The organism is Rhodococcus koreensis, assembly GCF_900105905.1.
GTDB classification, from domain to species: Bacteria; Actinomycetota; Actinomycetes; order Mycobacteriales; family Mycobacteriaceae; genus Rhodococcus_F; species Rhodococcus_F koreensis.
Genome location: NZ_FNSV01000005.1, coordinates 4,126,276 through 4,147,082, shown reverse-complemented (window position 1 = coordinate 4,147,082; position 20,807 = coordinate 4,126,276). Strand labels below are relative to the sequence as shown.

At 63.9% G+C, this 20,807-nt stretch carries 17 protein-coding genes; 7 read left to right on the top strand and 10 right to left on the bottom strand.

Annotated features, from left to right (window positions below; genetic code table 11):
- The first annotated feature begins 58 nt into the window (after nt 1–58).
- Nucleotides 59–1,078: a methyltransferase gene (locus BLV94_RS23390; RefSeq protein ID WP_072947380.1), complete on the top strand. Its 1,020-nt coding sequence runs from the start codon at nt 59–61 to the stop codon at nt 1,076–1,078.
- A 58-nt stretch (nt 1,079–1,136) separates the two neighbouring features.
- Complete coding sequence (locus BLV94_RS23385) at nt 1,137–2,330, top strand: ATP-grasp domain-containing protein (RefSeq protein WP_072947381.1); 1,194 nt, start codon at nt 1,137–1,139, stop codon at nt 2,328–2,330.
- Between the two features lie 25 nt (nt 2,331–2,355).
- Here BLV94_RS23385 and BLV94_RS23380 read toward each other — a convergent pair whose 3' ends face one another.
- The 5 genes from BLV94_RS23380 to BLV94_RS23360 form a co-directional block, all read right to left on the bottom strand.
- Nucleotides 2,356–3,615, bottom strand: a complete 1,260-nt coding sequence (locus tag BLV94_RS23380) for an ATP-grasp domain-containing protein (protein WP_072947382.1) — start codon at nt 3,613–3,615, stop codon at nt 2,356–2,358.
- Nucleotides 3,616–3,740: 125 nt separating this feature from the next.
- Nucleotides 3,741–4,559, bottom strand: a complete 819-nt coding sequence (locus tag BLV94_RS23375; RefSeq protein WP_244163653.1) for an aminotransferase class IV — start codon at nt 4,557–4,559, stop codon at nt 3,741–3,743.
- 36 nt (nt 4,560–4,595) lie between these two features.
- On the bottom strand, nt 4,596–5,522 hold the full coding sequence (locus BLV94_RS23370) for a hypothetical protein (protein WP_072947384.1): 927 nt from the start codon (nt 5,520–5,522) through the stop codon (nt 4,596–4,598).
- Nucleotides 5,488–8,931 carry an ATP-binding cassette domain-containing protein gene (locus tag BLV94_RS23365; RefSeq protein ID WP_072947385.1) on the bottom strand — a complete coding sequence of 1,148 codons (3,444 nt, stop codon included), beginning with the start codon at nt 8,929–8,931 and terminating at the stop codon, nt 5,488–5,490. Before BLV94_RS23365 ends, BLV94_RS23370 begins: the two co-directional genes overlap by 35 nt.
- Nucleotides 8,925–9,977 (bottom strand): cupin domain-containing protein, encoded by a 1,053-nt coding sequence (locus BLV94_RS23360; RefSeq protein WP_072947386.1) that lies wholly within the window; start codon nt 9,975–9,977, stop codon nt 8,925–8,927. Before BLV94_RS23360 ends, BLV94_RS23365 begins: the two co-directional genes overlap by 7 nt.
- 217 nt (nt 9,978–10,194) lie before the next feature.
- Here BLV94_RS23360 and BLV94_RS23355 point away from each other — a divergent pair, with 217 nt between their 5' ends.
- Both BLV94_RS23355 and BLV94_RS23350 read left to right on the top strand, forming a co-directional pair.
- The gene (locus tag BLV94_RS23355) at nt 10,195–11,451 is read left to right on the top strand and encodes a tryptophan 2,3-dioxygenase (protein ID WP_072947387.1); all 1,257 of its coding nucleotides are present in this window, start codon (nt 10,195–10,197) and stop codon (nt 11,449–11,451) included.
- Between the two features lie 23 nt (nt 11,452–11,474).
- Entirely contained in the window at nt 11,475–12,449 is a 975-nt protein-coding gene (locus BLV94_RS23350) for a methyltransferase (protein ID WP_244163651.1), read from the top strand.
- Here BLV94_RS23350 and BLV94_RS23345 read toward each other — a convergent pair.
- A complete protein-coding gene (locus tag BLV94_RS23345; RefSeq protein WP_072947389.1) occupies nt 12,427–13,329 on the bottom strand; it encodes an HhH-GPD family protein in 903 nt (300 codons plus the stop codon). The two genes, BLV94_RS23350 and BLV94_RS23345, sit on opposite strands and share 23 nt — an antisense overlap.
- A gap of 100 nt (nt 13,330–13,429) precedes the next feature.
- Between BLV94_RS23345 and BLV94_RS23340 the strand changes: the two genes are divergently transcribed.
- Nucleotides 13,430–14,056 carry a carbonic anhydrase gene (locus BLV94_RS23340; protein ID WP_074933799.1) on the top strand — a complete coding sequence of 209 codons (627 nt, stop codon included), beginning with the start codon at nt 13,430–13,432 and terminating at the stop codon, nt 14,054–14,056.
- Nucleotides 14,057–14,115: 59 nt separating this feature from the next.
- Complete coding sequence (locus tag BLV94_RS23335; RefSeq protein WP_072947402.1) at nt 14,116–14,880, top strand: hypothetical protein; 765 nt, start codon at nt 14,116–14,118, stop codon at nt 14,878–14,880.
- Here the strand turns inward: BLV94_RS23335 and BLV94_RS23330 are convergent.
- Genes BLV94_RS23330 through BLV94_RS23320 form a run of 3 tightly spaced genes read right to left on the bottom strand, consistent with a single transcriptional unit; the run spans nt 14,873 to nt 18,740 of the window.
- Complete coding sequence (locus tag BLV94_RS23330) at nt 14,873–15,835, bottom strand: asparaginase (protein WP_072947403.1); 963 nt, start codon at nt 15,833–15,835, stop codon at nt 14,873–14,875. The two genes, BLV94_RS23335 and BLV94_RS23330, sit on opposite strands and share 8 nt — an antisense overlap.
- A gap of 14 nt (nt 15,836–15,849) precedes the next feature.
- Nucleotides 15,850–17,295, bottom strand: coding sequence for an amino acid permease (locus BLV94_RS23325; protein WP_072947404.1), 1,446 nt, complete (start codon nt 17,293–17,295; stop codon nt 15,850–15,852).
- The gene (locus BLV94_RS23320; RefSeq protein WP_072947405.1) at nt 17,292–18,740 is read right to left on the bottom strand and encodes an aspartate ammonia-lyase; all 1,449 of its coding nucleotides are present in this window, start codon (nt 18,738–18,740) and stop codon (nt 17,292–17,294) included. Before BLV94_RS23320 ends, BLV94_RS23325 begins: the two co-directional genes overlap by 4 nt.
- A 218-nt stretch (nt 18,741–18,958) precedes the next feature.
- Here BLV94_RS23320 and BLV94_RS23315 point away from each other — a divergent pair, with 218 nt between their 5' ends.
- Nucleotides 18,959–19,678, top strand: coding sequence for a FadR/GntR family transcriptional regulator (locus BLV94_RS23315; RefSeq protein ID WP_072947406.1), 720 nt, complete (start codon nt 18,959–18,961; stop codon nt 19,676–19,678).
- A gap of 17 nt (nt 19,679–19,695) precedes the next feature.
- Here the strand turns inward: BLV94_RS23315 and disA are convergent, their stop codons facing one another.
- Nucleotides 19,696–20,781, bottom strand: coding sequence for a DNA integrity scanning diadenylate cyclase DisA (disA, locus tag BLV94_RS23310; RefSeq protein ID WP_012691546.1), 1,086 nt, complete (start codon nt 20,779–20,781; stop codon nt 19,696–19,698).
- Between the last annotated feature and the right edge of the window lie 26 nt (nt 20,782–20,807).

Genomic DNA, 20,807 nt, shown 5'->3' with positions numbered 1-20,807 from the left:
CCGGGAGTCCGGGAGTTCCACGTATTGCTGTACTCCACGACCTATTCAAAGGCGCACAATGTACTTCGACTTCCGTGACAAGCCCGACCGTCTCTGTGTCAAAGAAATGGTTCACGGCTACAACATATCCAGCTGCTTGTTCGTAGCCGTCGAGCTGGAGCTCGCCGATCTGCTGGCGGCGGGCCCACTGGCGCTTGCCGACCTCGCCCAACGAAGCGGCACTGATCCCGATGCGCTGAATCGGATCCTCCGCCTGCTGATGAGCGCGGGGATTTTCTCCGTGGACGAGCAGGACAGATGCGCACTCACGCCGCGAGCCGAATTCTTGCGCAGGGATAATCCGGAATCGATCGCAAGCGAGGTGGAGCTCTTTGCCGGCGCAGAAACGTACCTGGCCTGGAGCGAGCTGCTCCAATGCGCTCGTACGGGGCAGACAGGATTCGGCCAGTTCTTCGGCAAATCCCTCTTCGAGTACCTGGCCGAGCACCCCGACTCCGCCCGGCGCTTCCATCTGGGCTGGCACGAGATCTCGATCCGCGCCGGTCTCGAGACCGCGGAGGCGATCGATTTCGCGGACAATCGGCACGTCGTCGATGTCGGCGGTGGCTACGGCATCGTGACCGCCCAGCTGTTGCGCAAATACGGTCATCTGCGGGGCACGATTTACGACCTGGAGTTCTCGCTGGCCAGGGCCGGTCACACCTTGCGGGAATATGGCGTCGATGAGCGGTGTGGCATTGTGCCCGGCGACGGTTTCACAGAGGTGCCTGGCGGGGGCGACGTCCATCTGCTCAAGAGCGTTCTCCACACGATGAACGACGACGACTCGGTACGTGTCCTCACCAATTGCGCGAACGCACTCGAGCCCGGCGGCAGGATCCTGGTGCTGGAGCGGGTGATCAGCGAGGACGGCGGATACGTCTGGGGAAATGTGGTGGACGTCGCCATGCTGGTCATGACGGGCGGCCGGGAGCGAACGATTCAGGACTACGCGCGCCTCTACGAGCGCGCAGGCCTCGGACTCACCGGCAGTACGCTCCTGCCCTGCGGCTTCAGCGTAATCGAGGGCCGGAAGTGAGACCGGCCGGACGAGCGCGACCTCCGGGAATCAGCGGACCTCGGGGAGCTGGGTCGGCATGGCTCACATCTTGATCGTCGGCGGACATGACGAGACTTTCCGAATGATCGAAGATCTACCGGTCGAGCTGTCTGTGTTTCAGAATTCCGAATCGGTCACCGCGCAGCAGGCCAGGCGCGCCCACCGGCTGTGCGTATTCGATTACCGCAACCATGCAGAGGCGCTCAGCATGGCGCGGGAGCTGCACGAGGTCGAACCCGTCGATGCCGTCGTGTCCTTCACCGAGCACGGCCTCATGCCGGCCGCCGTGATCAAAGAGGCATTGGGCATCAAGGGCAATGCGCGGGAAGCCGTCCGGTTGACCCGCGACAAGATCGCCATGCGCGAGCACCTGGCCGGTCGTGATCTCGGAGCTGTGCGGACCCGAAGCTGCCATTCGGCCTCCGAGGTACGGAGCTTTCTTCAGTCAGTGGGCGGCCCGATCATCGTCAAGCCGGCTGAAGGCGCCGGCAGCTCCGGTGTTCTTCGCGTCTCCAGCCTTGACCAGGTCGAATCCGCATTCGCCTGCTCTCGAGGCGAGTACCCCGGGCCGACCCTCGTCGAAGAGTTCATCGACGGCCCCGAATACAGCGTCGAATCCTTCACCATGGATGGCCGGCACGACATCATCGCAGTGACCGCAAAAACCACCACCGGCCCGCCACGGTATATCGAAACCGGTCATCTGATGCCGGCCGTGCTCGCGGTATCGGCCCTTGCCGAGCTCCGCGGTCTCGTCACCGATTTCCTCAGTTCGATCGGTCATTCCTTTGGGCCGGCCCATACCGAAGTGCGTATCGGTTCGGCCGGGCCCCGGATCATCGAGGGCAATACCCGTCCTGGAGGCGATTTCATTTGGGAGCTGGTGCACCGTGCGATGGGTCGCGATCTGGTCCGGGAGTCGATCTGTCATCTTGCCGGGCTGCCGCCGCAATCGCGAACACTCGGGCTTGGAGCAGGCTGCGTCGCATTCTTTGGTTACGAGAATGTGGTGATCGAACGCGTGCAGGGCATCGAGGCCGCGCGTCAGGCCGAGGGGATAATCCGGTTGCAGTGTTCTCTCGAACCAGGGCAACACCTCGGTCCGCTCCGGTCCTCTGCGGATCGTCAAGGTGTCATAGTCGCGGTCGGCACCGATCTCGTGGACGCCGAGCGCCGGTTGGCTGACGCGCAGGCTCGGATTCGGGTGGAGACGAGTCCGCTCCCGCACTGACCGGGCAGATTCATGTTCTGCCCGGTCAGCCAGGTGTGGGGCATTGCGTGGGCTGCTCGATCGGCACGACTTGCACGGTCGTCAGGATTTCGCGAATGAGTGAGGTCACTTCCGAGCTCGACCGGCCGGCGACGATGCCGCTGACGGGTAATTCGAAATCGAAATAGCTCACCGTCTCCGGAAGAGAAGCGCCCGCGTCCAGCTCCTTCCATCGAACAACGTCTGGGTGGGCTTGAAACCGTTCTCCACCCGATATCGCGCAGTACCGCGACGGAAGCAGGTGACCCGGGAACATGAAATCCCCGTAGACCGTGCTGCTCGCCGTACTTTCGAACCATCGTTTCAGTGGATTGATGTCGAGAGGTGACCAATCGAGGTTGCAGGCCAAACCGGCCGCGACCAAGTCGATGCCTGTGGCAAGCCGGAACGTCTCCTTGATATGTCCGCCGCCGGGGCGGGCGCCGACCTCCAGAAAAACCATTCCATCTGCGGCCTCGATCATTTCGAGATGAAATGGGCCATTGTCGATACCCACGGCCCGAAGGTACTCGACCGCTACCTTGCAACGCCCACCGTCGTCGTCGACTTGAATCGATCCCTGCGGAACTCCCTGGGCGAACTCGAGGCAAGTGCCCAGATATCTGCTGGCGACGATCGCCACCGGCGCACCGGCAAGCATCACGCCATCGAAGTGGAAGATCGGCCCCTCCACATATTCTTCGAGCTGGAAGCGTTCCGGATCCCAGTCCTCCAGACCTGTAGGGTGATTGAGAATCGCAGCGCCGGCGTCAGCGTAGGTGGCGAAAACGAAAACATCCTTGCTGGCGGTTCCATCGAGTGGTTTGAGCACCGTCTTCCCAGCCCAAGGAGCGACATCGGCGGACGCAGCGGTGAGCGCCTCGTCGCAGCGAACAAATCTGGGCACGCGAAGTCCGCATCCTGCGACCGCGGCTTTCATCGCTACCTTGTCGTTCACGATGTGGACCTGCTCCGGTGATGTCCCTTCTACTCCGAGGCTCCGTCTTATCTGCGCCGCCTCCATCATCTCGTATTGGGAGACGCTGATGACCCGGTCGAAGGCATCGTCGGTGGAGAACAGGGTGCGAACTTCCTCGGCCAGACCTGCTCGACCCGGGCGTTCAACCCTCGTGCAGGGAAGGTCGGGCGGCAGGGTCGCAAGTTGCGCGCTCGAGCCCACGTAGACGACATCGTGAATTCCATGATCGATGACACGATGGTATTCGATGAAGGAATACGGAACGCGATGGAGGATGAGCAGTTTCATTCGGAAGACCCCGCTGGATGGAATACCGTTCGGCAAATAGGACTTTCACCTTCCAGTACTATCCCGAGCCGACGGCCGTGAAGCAAGGAACCCTGGGGGGAAAGATCGCCCACCTTGTGTGGTCGTCATCGGATCGCGGACCGGCCGTTGGTCAAGCGCCGATACTCGGTTGCAATCGCATCGACCACTGCGGACTTCGCATACCGGATCTCGTCGATGTCGGAAACCCCCATGATTTCGATCGCAGTGCCACACAGAAATGCGGCGTCGAACGATCCGATCTCGTCGTAGGCGATGTCGCGTTCCGTTACCGAGAGCTTCAGTCGCGGACACAACTCATCGATGACCACCCTTCGGGTAATCCCGTCGAGGGCCAATTCGGCAGTGGGCGTGAACAATGCGTCTCCCTTGACGAAGAACACATTCGAGCCGCTCGACTCGCACACAGCGTCGGCTGTCGAGAGGAAGAGCACATCATCGTAACCGTCGGCCCGCCCGCGGTGGCTCAAGTAGCTCAACGCGTAGGTAGACGACGTTTTCGCCTGATACGGGTGGCACGAGGCGGGTGCACGCCGCCACGTTGCCGTAGAGAGCCGATAGTGCTCCGCGGCCGAATACGAAGGAAAGGGCAGCGCAAACAGGACCACCTTGCTGGACGAGCCCTGCGCCTTGAAACTCACATCGGTGTCGTCATAGAAGACCAAGCACTTGATGTACGCATCGGTAAGGTCGTTGGCCCTCACCAATTCGCGGCAAGCATCGGCCAAGTCCGCATCCGAATAGTGCACGGTGTGCCCGAACAACTCGGCGGACCGCCGCAACCTCGCTATGTGGTCGTCACATTTGAAGATGCTGCCGCCGTACGTGCGGATACCGTCGAACACCGATGTGGCATACGACAACCCATGGGTGGCAGGTGACAGGCTCACCTCGTCGAATCGCACGCATCGTCCATCTGCCCAGGCTATTTCGCTGATCATCTAGTCTCCAAGTCGCGATCTCGCGTAGTCCCGCATCGCCTGCGTACGCCGCGTGTTGACCGGAATCAGCCAGTTGTCCAGGTCGACAATGTGAATTGCGCCTACCCGGACCTTCGCGTCGATGGCGCCTCGGCCGAGGCAGACGTCCGCGAAACCCAGCCGATCCGCGAAATGATACATTTGGTAGTAGTCGGCGATGTACAGATTCAATCCGCGCGGAATTCGGTCATGGTCCAGTCCCCGAACGAGTTTCGTAAACACGCCACGGTGGTCGTCGGCGTAGCTCAGTGATCCGGCCAACGGAGTATTCGAATACTTGTCGTAGTCCAGCTTCACGAAGTATTTCTCACCTTCGGACGAGCCTGCCAGCATACGCAGCACATCGTTCGTATAGAGGTTCTTGGCGTGTCCGTATTTGGCCACATTCAAGGCCTGAAGGCAGGCGAAATCGCGCAGGACCCGATTGTCTTCTGCCACGTCCGAGAGACGGTGTATCTCGGTTGTGCACGCCGCCTCGGCCTTCCTCGTGAGCCTGACGATCGATTTGTATTGGCTGGCTCCTACCGCGGTTCGCAGGGCGAGGTCCACACTTCGCGAAGACCGGAAGAATGCCGCCTTCATGAATGGAACTGCAATGACGTCGGCGCGCCGGCGGCGATCGGATCTGCGAAGGGAAGGGACCAGCAACCAGTCGGCGGTTGACGCCAGGCTCGACAACTCCGCCAGTGCCCGATCGTCGGGCTCGTCGCACACGGGCATGTAGAAGTATCCGGGTGCGACGTACGCTCGCTCGTGGTGCAGGGCGTCATCGCTGCTCACGCTGCCCTGGAGTACCGCGTTCCAGTGCGCGATGTTCCTCAGCGGAAGTTGTGGCCGTGGAACGTTGTGACTGTTACAGAACGCATCGCGTTGGGGCAGCCATTCCATGGTCGTCCTCCTTTCCATTCCAGTTCCGATCGGCTCTCGTGTGCGACTGGCCGGAATTCTCGAGGAGGCGTCGCTCGCCGTTGAAGTGGAAGACTCGGCTGGCAAGTTCGGTCAGCCCGGGATTGTGCGTGATGATGAAGAAGAGCGTGTCCGGCAAGGCAGAAATCACGGCCTGCAATATCGAGAGCTCTGCTGCTGTACTCAACTCGGATGTTGCTTCGTCGAGAATTGCGATCGCCGGGCGATTGATCAACAGGTCGAGGAGCGCCAGCCGCTGCAGTTCCGTCTTGCTCAGATTCAACTGACCGGTGGCGGGGACGGGCTCGTCGAATCCGGACGGTAGTCGCCCGACGACGTCTGCCACGTCGAGATAGTCGACGACGCGAGCCAATTCGAGCGGTAACGGGCTGTTGAAGTGTTCGATCAATCTGCCTGGCTTGAAGATCGGACTCGACGTCAGGAGGAGGATGTCTCCGGCGTGGGAATTCGAGACGTATCCCGTCGTCCGGCCCAATGTCGAGAGGACGCCTGTTGTCGGCTGCAGACTGCCCACAACCAGCTTCGCAAATGTCGACTTGCCGACCCCGCTCGGCCCCATGATGACCACGACGTCTCGGCTGGCAAAGGACTCGGAAAGCTCTTCCAGCAGCACCGCCCCGGTGTGCGGCGCGACGTACGCTACCTCCGAAAACGACACGAGCGCTGCGTCGTCAACTGCTGAGCCGGTCCAGCACGGCGCCGGGCGGGTCGGAGGCGTGAGGAGGCGATCCGCGCTGTCGAGAACCTGTCTGAGGTCCACCAGGCAACGGCCCACTCGGGCGAAAACGGCGATGAGGCTGTACGAGAGACTGAGCGCGAGAACACCGCTGAGGCCGGATCCGCCGCCGACCTGGACAAATACGGTGGAGCCGACGACGACCGACAGGAAGAGCACACCCATCAAGTCGAGCTTGTAATTAAACCAGCGGCGCGCGCCCGCATTGTCCATCGAAGCGAAGGCGCGATTCATCAAACTCTTGTTCAGCCAATTGACGAGGGCCGAGTTGTCGCGTGCCAAATCGAATCTCGCTGAGCTCCAGGTAATGGCCTCGACCCGCTCCAACACGGTCGACGTCGTACCGATCTCTCTATCGTTGAAGTCCTGCAGTCGCCTTCCCGATCGCTTCGAACTGTGCCAGTAGGCGAAGCACATCCCGACAAGGGGCAGTAGGACGAAAATGTTCTTGCTCAATACGAACGCGGCGGTCGTGAGCAGCAATGTAACCGCACCCAGCGTATTCAGAAGTACTTCTGGCAGAAGTTCGTCGATACGTCGTTGATCCCATGTCAGTTTGCTCTGATAGTCCTGATCGACCTCGTCGAAGGCCGACCTGGAGGGCTTTGGACTCATGACGGTCGAGAAGTAATTCCGACACTTTCGGGATGCCGCCATGATGCTGCGTTTGACGATGAACAGGGAGGTGAAAATCGACAGGAGTGCCCCGGCGGACAGTGCGGCGATGAGGATTGTCGCTGCTGTCCGCGCATTCGTGGTCGAAATTCCGCTGGCAGCTGTGTAGTCACCGACAATTGTCAGAACGTCGCGGCACGCAAACAGGACGCATGCGACAACCGCGACCTTCGCGACGCCCAGGCTCATCAGACTGCGGCGTGACGAGGTCGAGAATTCCGGTCGGTCCACGCCCTGGGGACGGCGAGCGACCGACCGATCCTCGTGAGCGAGAGCCCCTGTACGGTCTCGAACAGGATTCGCCGCACGTGGTGTGAGGTTTCGCATCACCTCCACGACCTCGCCTCCGGCCACTACCCATATCTCGTCTGCGGCATCTTTTTCATCGGGCTTGTCCGTTGCATAAATGACCGTGGTGTCGTGCCACGGCCCGCGTAGAAGGGCGGCCAGCAGCCCATTCGCCAGGTCGTCGTCCAGCCCTGCTGTGGGCTGATCCAGGTACACGAACTTCGGTTCGGCCAATAGTGCCCGTGCCAGTTCCAGTCGCTTCCCCTGCCCGCGGGACACGTTCCAGCCCTCGGTCCGGTCGCGTGACTTGCTCGAGAGGTAGTCGCCGTAGAAGGTTTCGGGAAGTCGGGACAGTGTCAAGGCTCGACGGGCCTCGTCGTCGGTGAATTCGCTTCGATAGAGACACAAATTCTCGTAGAGCCCGCCAGGGAATATCCACGGTTCATCCGGTACGAAGAACGTTTTGCTGTTCACCTGGCTGCTGTGACGTGCACCGATTTTCAGAACGGATGTCTTGCCACTGCCCGCGGCGCCGACGACGGCGATGTGCTTGGCCGTTGTTGCCGGTAGGCGCGTTGCGGTCGCATCGGTGTCCAGCGGGTGCGGACTGGATAGATACTTCGCAACGTTGGTGTGCCCGACAATGCCCTGGGACAGACTCTGAACAATGAAGGGAATATTGTTGGCGACGGATTTCAAGCCTCCGACCAGCGCCATTGTGGACAACAGGCCTGCTGGATCGACGTAACCAAGGTGGGCCAGCTGGGTGAACACCGCGGCAAGCATGGCAACGATCGGAGTGAGTGTCGATATGAGGTTGATCCGCGCGATGAGACGCGCCGCTTTCAGGAGCGCGCGCTCCTCGCCATCTCGCTTGTCGGCATAGCGCCGAAACAGTTCGTCGTTCCAGTTCTTGAGCCACGCGAGCAGGCGATTGTTCAGCGAGAACAGGCCGACTTCGATGCGATCTGCCGCCGTCGCCGACAGTGCAGCGTGCGCGGCATTCAATTGTTTGGCGTTCCAGTAGATCACCGCGGAACTGACGAGAATCACCGACAGTGCCGCCAGAGCGCTCAGTCCCAACGCCACGAAGAAGTACGCGGACGTGAAGGTGATGGTTGCGAGTGCCAGAATGATGAAAATGAGTCCGGACCACGCGTTTTCGACGCGTGCTGCCTCCCGGTCCAGCAGCGTGACCAGGTCGGCCGGTTGGTCGGAAGGGGCATTGCTGCGTTTCTTGCGCAGCAGCCTTTGTTCTATGTATGTCCGGGCTCCGATGCCTACCACGTCGGCTTGCATGAAGGTGTGATTCAAGGCAAGCCACGCCAAGTAGGTCAGCACGATGCAGGTGATACCGAGCGTGAGGTTCGTCGTGAGTGCTGAATCGCCGGTGACGAGGTGCTGGATCAGCGATTTCAGCGTGATCGCAGCACCGAAGGCGCATCCTGCATTAATCGCGATGGCCACGAGCCCGAGCATGATGTCACGACGAAGTCCGCCGAAGACGGATCTGCTCAGTCGCTCGCCTCGGGGCGCGTTCACGCTGTCCCGCTGCGCCGCGTCACACCACCGCTGCCATCTGGCAAGGTGTGAGGCGTTGGGCACCGGGTCGAGTCGAGTTCGGGGTGTGGGAACCTCGAACCAGACGATTTTCCTGAGGACGCTCAGCATGTGGAGTACGTGGGGACCGCCGTGTCGGCCAAGGCGATCGACGCGATTCTGTCGCACAATTGCGTGATCATCTTCCATCCCTCGGCAAGTGCTTCACGGAGTTCTCGAATCTCGGCCGGCGTTGCTCGATCGAGCAGATCGATCCCCATACTCACGTGCTCGCCGTCTTCTTCTCCGTGTTCTTGGAAGTGCGGAATTGCCGGAAACGCTCGCGCCGCTTCCCGGTGCCAGATTTCGCCACTACCTTCCAGCACCACATGCATCAGCAGAGTGCGCACCATGTCGCTCCGGTACAGCATTTGATGCCTGAACCACTCCATTGTCGATACGAACGTCTCATCGGTGACCGGCGCGTGCGCTGAACCCCGTTGGTTGCGCAGGTTGTCGTTATGGCCCAGTTCCTCGACCAGATGGTCGAGCGCCACCTGCTTGTGCGCCGTATCGGTAGTCATCGCGACACGCAGGTGCAGCAGGTCCTGAAACACGTCCGACCAGGTCTGCTGGCAGTCGAGCAGCCGTTCCCGAACGTGTGGGTTGTCGAACGAGGGGTCGTCGATCAGCCGCAGCAGGCTGCTGGTTCCGAATTGCTGCAGGTACTTCTCGTTGTCCGCCAGGAGCACAGCCGCCCGATTCGGTACCTCGCCTGCAAACACTGCGTTGGGCTGCTCGGCGTCCTCGTAGAGTGCCTTGCCGTCGAACTGGATCGAGAGCGCCCAGAAACCGTCCTGGGTTCCTTCGAAGCCGTGCCAGGTGTCGCCGGGGACGAGGATCATGTCTCCCGCACCGACCTCCTGCTCTGCACTGCCCATCGTTCGTCCGGAGCCCTCGCAGATCAGGATCAGGCTGGGCTCCGGGTGCTTGTGCACCGCCAGCACCTCACCGCACTCCAACCTGACCCAGCTGATCGCCAAATTGCTGGAAGCAGGAATGAATTGCGCCAACTGAGGGTGCTGGCTGAATATCTTGACGACACCCAGGTTGTGGACGCTCCCGCCGACAACGGCTTCGTTGATCGTCTCGAGTGCGCTTCTGGCGATTATGTGCATAGATTTCTTCCTTCTGTGGGATCGACCTGCCTCGAGTTCTGTATCGCTCCCAATCCTGGGCACGTGCCTGCGGGCGGAACAGGCACCCCAGGGTTGAAAACGTCACCCCCCCAGCGGAAAGGGTGCCGCAAAGTCTCCCTAGGGTGTCTATCCGCATTCGCCGCGCGTCGTCGAAGATTGCTGAACACCGCAGTAAGGATGAGAGGCGGGTTTCGCATTGATTTCCGAAACGCTGCTCGAAGCCGAGCAGAAGTTTGTTCGTTCCGGCGTGATCGGCGTCGGGGGCACGTGCGTTCAGGCTGCTGAAGCGACGACCGATGAATTGTCTGGACGCAATATCGAGAATGCGCTCCGACAATGGGAGGCGGGGGACGCGGAGTTTCCCCATGCGGCCGTCGCGGCCCATTATCAGACGGTCGGGCGTAACGGGGTCCGGCCCCGCCTGGTCGCCATGCTGCAAAACTTCCATGACAACAACCGTGCGCATCATGTTCTCGGTGCCTGGCTACCGATGACGTTCGATGCCCAGAATGGCGACTATCTGTCATATGTCGGGCTCGACTATTTCGACCAGGTCGTCCGGTCCGATGACGCGCAGCGCGTGGACGCATTCGTTGCTGCCGCGGCCATGGACCTCGCGTTGCTGGAGGCGCGAGCACTCGGGAGGTCGGCACACGCACCCCAGGTGGTCCGGACGCGCGCAGTGACACGGGTCGTGACCCAACTCGACAGGCTCGCACCCGATTTCTCGCTCGAACCTTCCGTCGCTGCGGCCGGTCTCGCGGCGCTGGCTCAGCCGGGCGCCGACTACGGCCCGTTTGCTTCAGTCGCTGCGCCGGCGCTGAACAGTGTGCCCGAAGAGATCGGAAGTGCAGTTCGGCTGACGTTGCTGCCGACGACGCGCCTGCACGACGAGCAGATGTTCATCCGCTGCATCCAGATCTTCGAAGGTCTGTATCGGCAAGTCGCGACGGCGATTTCGAGGTCGATCCGTGACCTGCGCGACGGTCTTGCTGCAGCGGCGAAGGATCGCCTCGACCGGGCGTCGATCCGCCTCGAAGCGGTGCCTGCGCTCTTCCGGGTTCTCACGACGATGCCGGTTGACGCCTTCTCGATTATTCGCGGCTTCACGCATGGGCGGAGCGCGGTGCAGTCGCGCGCGTTTCGTGAGGTCGAGTTCGCTTGCGCTCCACCTGAGTCCCGTGACTTCGAGCACGTTGGGAAAATCGATGTCGGGGAGGATACATTGCAGGACGTCTATCTCGCGATGCGCAAGACGCATCCGGATGCACACGTTCTCGAGGAGGCGATGCGGCGCCTGGACCGTGCGTGGGTTGCGATGAAGCGCGGCCACTGGGGCATCACCCTGAAAGTCATCGGAACGGTGCCTGGCACCGGCGGGACGGCAGGCGCGTCGTATTTAAAACATGCTGCGATGACGTCACTCTTCCCGCGGCTGTCCGAGGTGGCGTGAACATGAGCGATATCAACCACCGAGTGAGAAAACAGATCATGGGATACATCGTGTCCCAATCTATTTCAGCCGTCTGTGAGCTGGGTGTGCCCGACCGACTGGCGGACGATGCGTGCTTGCTCGGCGATCTCGCGGCGAGCGTGGGCGCCGACGCCGACGCACTCGGTCGATTCCTGCGGGTCCTCGTCGCGGAAGGCTTGTTTGCGGAAGACGGTGGAGGGCGATTTGCGTTGACGGAGGCCGGTGAGCTTCTGCGGACAGACACTCCGGGCTCGCTTCGTCACTTGGTCGGCTTGATGTCGAACGAGGCCTACCTCGTGTGGGGGCACGCAGCGCATTCGATCCGGTCGGGGAAGGAATCGTTTTCAGCGGCGTTCGGCAAGCCGTACTTCGAATGGTTGTCCGAGAATCCGTCGGCAGCCGATGAGTTCGCACGGGGCCAAGCAGGGCTGGTCGAGCTGCGTTTGCTGCCCTTGCTCGACCACGACTGGTCTGACGTGGGAACGGTCGTCGACGTCGGTGGCGGGACCGGCGCGCTGATCACCCGGTTGCTCGATCGGCACGAGCATCTACGCGGAATTCTGTTCGATCTGCCTCATGTGGTAGCGGAAGCGCCGTCGACGTTCGGTTCGGCCGGCATCGGTGAACGAACGACAGTCGTGGGCGGAAGTTTCTTCGACGACGTCCCAGGCAATGGTGACGTGTACGTGCTGTCTCAGATTCTCCACGACTGGGATGACGCGTCCGCAGGCAAGATCCTCAGCAGTTGCCGGCAAGCGATCCCGCCAGGCGGACGATTGATGATTGTCGAGCAGGTCCTGCCGGAATCGGCGACAACCCACCCTATGGCTCTGCTGGATCTCCACATGCTGGTTCTCCTGGGAGGTCGCGAGCGCACGATCACCGAATGGCGCCGACTGTTGACCGACCACGGATTCACGCTGGATTCGATCACGCAAGGTCCGCGGTCATCCGTCATCGAAGCGGTTCCGGTGTGAGCTGGCTGCCCTCGCCCGCGAGGGCGAAGAGCCCGTCGTCGGTCTGCTCGACGAGGCCGTCGATCAGCAGGGAGTGGAGGGCGCGGTCGCGTTGCCCGGGGTCGTCGAGCCACACCTGGTCGAGCAGGACGCGTTCGACCGGGGCGGTGCTTTCGCGGAGTACGGCCATGAGCTTGCCGCGCACCTGACGGTCGGTGCCTGCGAATTTCTGCACCTTCCGGCGCTCTCCGGTGTGCGCGGGACGTCCGGCGTCGACCCAGGCGCAGTTCGGCAGCGGGCAGCGGGAGCATTCGGGGGAGCGGGCGGTGCAGACGGTGGCGCCGAGTTCCATCAGGGCCGCGGAGAACGTGGCGGCCCGGGCACGCGTCCGGGGGAGCAGGGTGGACACGTCGGCGAGGTCACGGGTCGTCGACGGGTTCCCGGGCTCCGCGCTGCCGTGCACGGCCCTGGCGACCACCCGCCGGACGTTCGTGTCGACGACGGGGACCCGCTGTCCGTAGGCGAAGCAGGCGACGGCCCGCGCGGTGTAGGCGCCGATGCCGGGCAGGCCGAGGAGGGTGTCGACGTCGCTCGGCACCACGTCGCCGTGTTCGGAGGCGAGCACACCGGCGCATTCGTGGAGTCGCAGCGCACGACGCGGGTAGCCGAGCTTCCCCCACGCGCGCAGGACGTCGGCCTGGCTCGACGCGGCCATGCGGGAGGGGACGGGCCAGCGCTGCACCCATTCCTCCCAGATCGGGGCCACCCGGACGACCGGTGTCTGCTGCAGCATGATCTCGCTCATCAGGATGTGCCAGGCGGTGACGCCGTCGCGGCGCCACGGCAGATCCCGGGCCTGGGCCTCGTACCAGTTGATCAGCGCGGAGGAGTCAACGGCCACTTCGTCCTCACAAGTCCCTTCGTTCACGGGTGAAACAGAATTTCCGGGGTCGTCATAATCCCGTCGCGACGGTGCCACACGCCCGGTGCACAATGATCCCATGCCTAATTCGAACCCGGTGTCCGCATGGAAAGCCCTTCGTCAGGGTAACGACAGATTCGTCAGCGGCACCTCGCTCCATCCCAGCCAGGGCGTCGCCGATCGGGCGAAGCTCGTCGGCGGCCAGCACCCCACGGCCGTCCTGTTCGGTTGCGGAGACTCCCGCGTCGCCGCCGAGATCATCTTCGATCAGGGTCTGGGCGACATGTTCGTCGTCCGCACCGCGGGTCACGTGATCGACGACGCCGTGCTCGGGTCCATCGAGTACGCGGTCGGCGTGCTGAACGTCCCGCTGATCGTCGTGCTCGGTCACGACAGTTGCGGTGCCGTGAAGGCGACGCTCGACGCCCTCGACGACGGCAACGTGCCGCCCGGCTTCATCCGCAGCATCGTGGAACGCGTCGCGCCGTCGATCCTCATGGGACGGCGAGAGGGCCTCAGCACCGTCGACGAACTCGAGGGTCGCCATGTGGTGGAGACCGGTGCGCTGCTCATGCAGCGTTCGCGGATCATCGCGGACAAGGTGGAGAGCGGCGCGTGCGCCATCGCGGGCGTCACGTACAAGCTGTCCGACGGCCGTACCCACCTGCAGGGCGCTGTCGGGGACATCGGTGAGCTCACGGACTGACCGCGACACGCCGCAGCCGCTGAGCCGTTGCCGCGCGACGCCGAACTACCGTTGACGTCGTGCTGGAACCGAATGGACCGTTGCCCCCCGAGATTTACTGGCGCCGCAGGGCGCTGGCGATCGGCGGCGCCATCGTCGTGTTGCTGCTCGTGGTGTGGTTGATCAACTCGCTGCGTGGTGGCGGTGACTCCGAGACGGATCCGGCGGCAGCGAGTTCGTCGTTGACCACTCCTGTGTCGATTTCCCCGACAGCCTCGGGTTCGTCCACGTCCAGCGGTGGTTCGGGCGGTTCCGGTGGCGGCGGCGGTGGCGCCGCTGCCGCCGGCGGCGAGGCGTCGTCGGGCACGTCCGGTTCGTCGGGGGCGTCGAGCAGCGGCGCCTCGAGCAGCGCAGCTCCCAGCGGTCAGCCGGTCGCTGCGGGACAGTGCCCGGACCAGTCGCTGGCCATCAAGGTGGCGGCAGACAAGCCGACGTACCTGCCCGGTGAGGAGCCGAGCTTCACGACGGTCGTCACCAACATCGGCACCACGCCGTGCGAACGCGATCTGGGCAGCAGCCTGCAGCAGGTGCTCGTCTACACGATCGACGGTGCCGTGCGCCTGTGGTCCAACATCGACTGCTTCCCGCAGTCCGCGGCCGATGCGCGCACCCTCGCCGCGGGCGAGCAAGCCCAGTTCACCGTGAAGTGGTCGGCCAAGACGTCTGCGCCCGACTGCCTGACGCAGCCGGAACCCCAGCGTGATCCGGTGGGGCCCGGCGCGTACACGGTGGTCGGGCAGCTCGGTCAGCTCCGCAGTGCGCCGGAGCCGTTCAATCTCAGCTGATCCTCGGTGCGGGGTCGATGCGTGAGCGTCGATCGAATTCCTTGTCGAGGTCGGTGTGCTCGGGGTCGGCGAGCAGCGCCGCGAGCAGGATGCGGGCCTGACCTGCTCTGAGGTCGGTGGAGAACAGTGCCCCCGCCGAGATGAGGTCGTGTCCGCCGCCCCCGCCGCCATACGTGGCGGAGGTCGGGCCGTGCGGCACCCGGGTGGTGACCACGACCGGGATTCCGGCGGACGTGCAGTCCCGGACCGCCTCGACGATCGCGGGGTTCGCGTTCCCGGATCCGAGCCCGTCGAGCACCAGCCCCCGGGCCCCGGCCGCAAGGCACGCGTCGATCTGGACGCGATCCGCGCCCGGATAGGCGGCCACGATGTCGACGCGGGTTCCGGAGATCGGATGCCACGACAGCGGATCGGGACGTTGCGGCAGCAGGTCGCCGGTGGGGTGGACGGATCGGAACGCGTCGAGGGACGTCGTGTCCGCCTTGCGCGTTCCGGACGCCCGGTGCAGGGCACCTCCGAACGCGATGAGGACACCCGCTCCGCGCAGGGCGGGGTTCGTTCCCGCGGCGATCGCGTCGGTCAGGTTGGCGCGGGCGTCGGATTCCGGATGGTCGAAGGTGCGCTGCGCACCCGTGAAGACCACCGGCCGCGGGTCGGCGTGGTGGAGGTCGACCAGGAATGCGGTCTCCTCCATGGTGTCGGTTCCGTGTAGCACGACCACCGCGTCGAGATCGGGGTCGCTCAGCTCCGAGGTGACGGTGTCGCGGACCCGGTCCATGTCGGCGAACGTCATGCTCGAACTGTCCTTCGACATCACGTCGACGACACGAATTTCCGTTCCGGCTCGGGTGCTGCCCAGCAGATCGGAGCCTGCGACCACGGGCCTGCTGACACCCTGCCCGTCCCGGGTGCTGGCGATGGTGCCTCCGGTGGTGACGACGGCGACTTTCGGCACTGTTGTCCTTCCTGCTAGGCGTTGGGGCGGTCGGATGCCAGGGTCCGGATGCGGTTCCTCGCGCCGTACCATCCGATCACCAGCAGCGGGGCGATGATCGCGATGGATCCGACGGTCCAGGTTCCGACCGGGTGATCGAATGCCATCAGTATGACGACGCATCCGAGGAAGACCAGGGTGAGGAGCCCGGTGTAGGGGGCGCCGAACATCCGGAAGCCGGGGCGGGTGAGGGTGCCGTCCTTCGCGAGTTTCCACAGTTTCAGCTGGCACAGCACGATGACGGCCCAGGCGCTGATGATCCCGAGTGCGGCGAGGTTCAGAACGATCTCGAATGCCTGCGTGGGAACGACGGCGTTGAGTCCGACGCCGAGCAGGATGACGAATCCGGTGAGGGCGATGCCGCCGTACGGAACTCCGGCCTTGTTCATCCGGGCGGCGAACGACGGGGCCGACCCGGCCATGGCCATCGAATGCAGTATTCGTCCGGTGGAGTACAGGCCGGCGTTGAGAGACGACAACGCGGCGGTGAGCACGACGAGGTTCATGATCGCGTCGGCGCCCTGCACATTGATGGAACCGAAGAACGTGACGAACGGGCTTTCGCCGGCGTGGTACTCGGTGTAGGGGAGCAGTAGCGACAGCAGCAGGACGGATCCGACGTAGAAGACGAGGATCCGGACGATGACCGTGTTGATCGCCTTCGGGATGACCTTCTGCGGGTTCTTCGTCTCGCCCGCAGTTGTTCCCACGAGTTCGATCGAGGCGTAGGCGAAGACGACGCCCTGGATCACCACGACGGCGGGCAGGATTCCGTTGGGGAAGAGTCCGCCGTTGTCGGTGATCATGCTGAAGCCCGACGAATGTCCTTCGATCGGCGTTCCGAACAGCACGAAGTAGATGCCGAAGCCGAGGAACGCGGCGAGGGCGACGACCTTGATGAGGGCGAACCAGAACTCCAGTTCGCCGAACACCTTGACGGAGACGAGATTCAGCCCGAGGACCAGTACGACTGCGGCGAGGGCGAAGACCCATTGGTCGACGTTTCCGAGCGGTGCCCAGTACTTCTTGAAGAAGTTCATGTACAGCGCGACTGCGGTGACGTCGACGACGGCCGTCATCGCCCAGTTCATCCAGTACAGCCAGCCCGCGGCGAAGGCCATCTTCTCGCCGAAGAATTCCCGCGAGTACGACACGAAGGACCCGGACGTGGGGCGATGCATCACGAGTTCGCCCAGGGCCCGCAGGATCAGGAAGGCGAAGAACCCGCAGAGGGCGTAGACGAGGACGAGTGCGGGGCCGGCCTGCTGGAGGCGTCCGCCCGCGCCCATGAACAGGCCGGTGCCGATCGCACCGCCGATCGCGATCATCTGGATCTGTCTCGGGCCGAGCGCTTTCCGGTAGCCGAGGTCTTCCTCGACGAAGATGTCGGCGCCGGAGGTGTCGTCCTTCTCGATCGTCACGAGACCACCTCCGCGGCAGCGGCGACGGGTGTCTGCCGTGGCGAACCGGACGCTCTCAGATTCGCGAGATGCTCGGGACTGAGGAGGCGGTCGAGTTCCTCACGGTCGAGCAGGCCCGCCTCGATCACGAGGTCGGCGACCCTGCGGCCGGAGACCAGCGCTTCCTGTGCGATCCGGGTCGAGGCGGTGTAGCCGATGTACGGGTTGAGCGCGGTGACGAGTCCGATGGAGTCCTCGACCCGGGCCCGCAGCAGATCGGCGTTGGCGGTGATGCCGAGTACGCAGCGGTCGGCCAGGATCCGGCAGGCGGCACCGAGGTGGCGCATCCCCTCGGACAGGGAGTGCACGATGATCGGTTCGAATGCGTTGAGCTGGAGCTGGCCGGATTCGGCGGCCATCGTGATGGTGACGTCGTTGCCGATGACCTCGTAGGCCACCTGGTTGAGGACTTCCGGGATCACCGGGTTGACCTTGCCGGGCATGATCGACGAACCGGCCTGTACCGGTGGGAGATTGATCTCGTTCAGGCCCGCGCGCGGCCCCGACGACAGCAGGCGGAGGTCGTTGCACACCTTCGACAACTTGACCGCGATCCGCTTGAGCACGCCGGAGAGGTGGACGAACTGACCGACGTCCTGGGTTGCCTCGACCAGGTCCGTGGCGAGGACGAGGGGGAGTCCGGTGAGTTCCCGGAGTGTGTCGCACGCCGCCTCGGCGTAGCCGGCGGGTGCGTTCAGGCCCGTGCCGATCGCGGTGGCGCCGAGGTTGATCTCGTGGACGAGGAGAGCGGCCTCGCCGAGACGGGCGCGGTCCTCGTCGATCATCACCGAGTACGTGGCGAACTCCTGGCCCAGCGTCATCGGCACCGCGTCCTGGAGTTGGGTGCGCCCCATCTTCACGGTGTCGGCGAACTCGACTGCCTTGGTCGCGAAGGCCTCCTGCAGGACCCGCATGGCGTCCAGCAGGTCGTCGATCGCGAAGATCGTCGCGATGTTGACCGCGGTGGGGTAGACGTCGTTGGTCGACTGGCTGAGGTTCACGTGCTCGTTGGGATGGAGTTCCGTGTACTCCCCGCGCCCGTGGCCGAGGATCTCGAGTGCCCGGTTGGCGATCACCTCGTTGGCATTCATGTTGGTCGACGTCCCGGCGCCGCCCTGGATGACGTCGACGACGAACTGCTCGTGCCAGCGGCCGTCGACGATCTCCCGGCACGCCTGTCCGATCGCGTCGGCCTGGCGGTGATCGAGGATCCCGAGTTTCTCGTTGGCGCTCGCCGCGGCCCATTTGACGTACGCGAGTCCGCGGATCAGGTAGGGGTTCGTGGAGATCGGCCGGCCGGTGATCGGGAAGTTCTCCACGGCCCGCAGCGTGTGGATTCCCCAGTAGGAATCCGCAGGCACTTGGCGGTCGCCGAGCAGATCGTGTTCTGTTCGCGTTTCGAGCACTTGATCATTCCTCACGGGGATTCGCGCGAGCCGTTGCTCTGCACGGATGCGGTGGACGGAGTCTGCTGCTCGAAGAGGTAGACTCCCCGGTCGAGCCACCCGGCTATCCACCTGCCAGGCTGTCAGACAGGTGCAATTGTTACCTCGCTCACTCGCAGGCGTCAACCCCGGGGTGTCCCGTATTGACGTTGCGGTCGGTGCGTGAGCAGAATGTCTGTATGAACCTGTCGGACAGCTGGGCAGCCAGGCGCCCTGTCACGGCGCGGGTCAGCGCCGCGGAGGCGGTCCTCGCAGACCTCCGTGACGCGATCACCTCGGGTGAGCTGTCGGTCGGTGAACGACTTCCGTCCGAAGCGTCCCTCGCGGCGCGGCACGGGGTCAGCCGGTCGGTGATCCGGGAGGCCCTGCGGTCCTGTCATGCGCTCGGACTCACGGAGACGAAGTCGGGCCTCGGGACGTTCGTCGTCAGCGATTCGATCGCCCGCGACCTCGACTTCGGGAACTACGCGGCCAACGAACTCGTCGAGGCACGCCCCCACGTGGAGATTCCCGCCGCCGGATGGGCGGCGCAACGGCACACCGGCGAGGACCTCGCCGCCCTGCGCGGCCTGGTGGACCAGATGCGGGACGAGGACGACCCCCTCGTGTGGGTGTCGCTGGATGCACAGTTCCACGCGTACATCGCCCGGACGAGCCGGAACCGCGTATTCGAATCCGTGATCGTCGACATCCGCGAAGCCCTCACCCGCCAGTCCGAAACGCTGAATCTGGTTGCGGGACGGCAGCAGAAGTCGAACGACGAGCACGACCGGATCGTGGACGGCATCGCATCCGGAAGCTACGACAAGGCCGCCCGCGCCATGGCCGAACACCTGGACGCGGTGCGGGTCGCACTGGAATCCGTGGTCGGAGAAGACAGCCCGGACCACCGACGGTGAACTGCGACCACCGACGACTAGTCGTACGGGCCGGAGATCGACGTCTCGGCGAGCCGGGACAGGCCCTCGCGGATGTGGCGCGCCCACAGCCCGCCGATCCCCTCCACCGACTGCAGGTCGGCGGCCGTCGCGGCCAGCAGTGACTGCAGGGTTCCGAACGAGCCGACGAGCCGGTGAATCTGGTTGAACTGCAACCGGGGAACGCGAGTGAGGACGCGGTAGCCGCGGGGGCTCATCGGCGCCTCGAGCGCCTCGATGGTGCCCGGGTAGCCGAACGCCCGCGCCAGCGTCGTGAGGTCGAGAAGGTCTGCGTCCGTGATCCTGTCGAGCGCGGTGAGCGACTTCTCGACGTCCTCGGCGGGCGCCGGGCCGGAACCGGCCAGATAGTCGCGCACGATGAGTTCCCTCGCCACGTCGTTGTCGCCGACGAGTTCCTCGAGTTGCAGTGCGAGCTGCCGCCCGTCCGTCCCGAGTTCGAGCACGTCCTGCTCGATCTCGACGGACACGCGCCGCACCATCTCCAGGCGCTGCACCACGGTCAGGGCGTCGCGGAGCGTGACGAAATCCTCGATCTCCACCACCGACAGCTGGCGGGTCACCTCGTCGAGCCGCGCCTTGTACCGCTCGAGGGTGGCGACCGCCTGATTGGCGCGCGACAGGATCGTGGCGGACCCGTCGATGACGTGCCGGATGCCGCCGACGTACACGCTGACGATGCTCATCGACTGGCTGACCGACACCACCGGGTATCCGGTTTGCATGGCCGTCCGCTCGGCGGCGCGGTGACGGGTGCCGGACTCGACGGTCGGGATCTTGTGGTCGGGCACCAGTTGGACGTTGGCGCGCACGATGCGGGACCCGTCGGTGGACAGGACCACGGCGCCGTCCATCTTCGACAGCTCACGCAGGCGGGTCGGGGCGAACTCCACGTCGAGTTCGAAGCCGCCGTCGCAGATCTCTTCCATCTGCTCGTCGTAGCCGAGGACGATCAACGCACCGGTGCGGCCGCGCAGAATGCGTTCCAGGCCGTCGCGAAGTGCAGTTCCGGGAGCCAGCCGGGCAATCGTTTCGCGCAGTGCAGACGACGACTCGGCATCGTTCATCGCGCAATACTCCCGCTGAGGTAGAC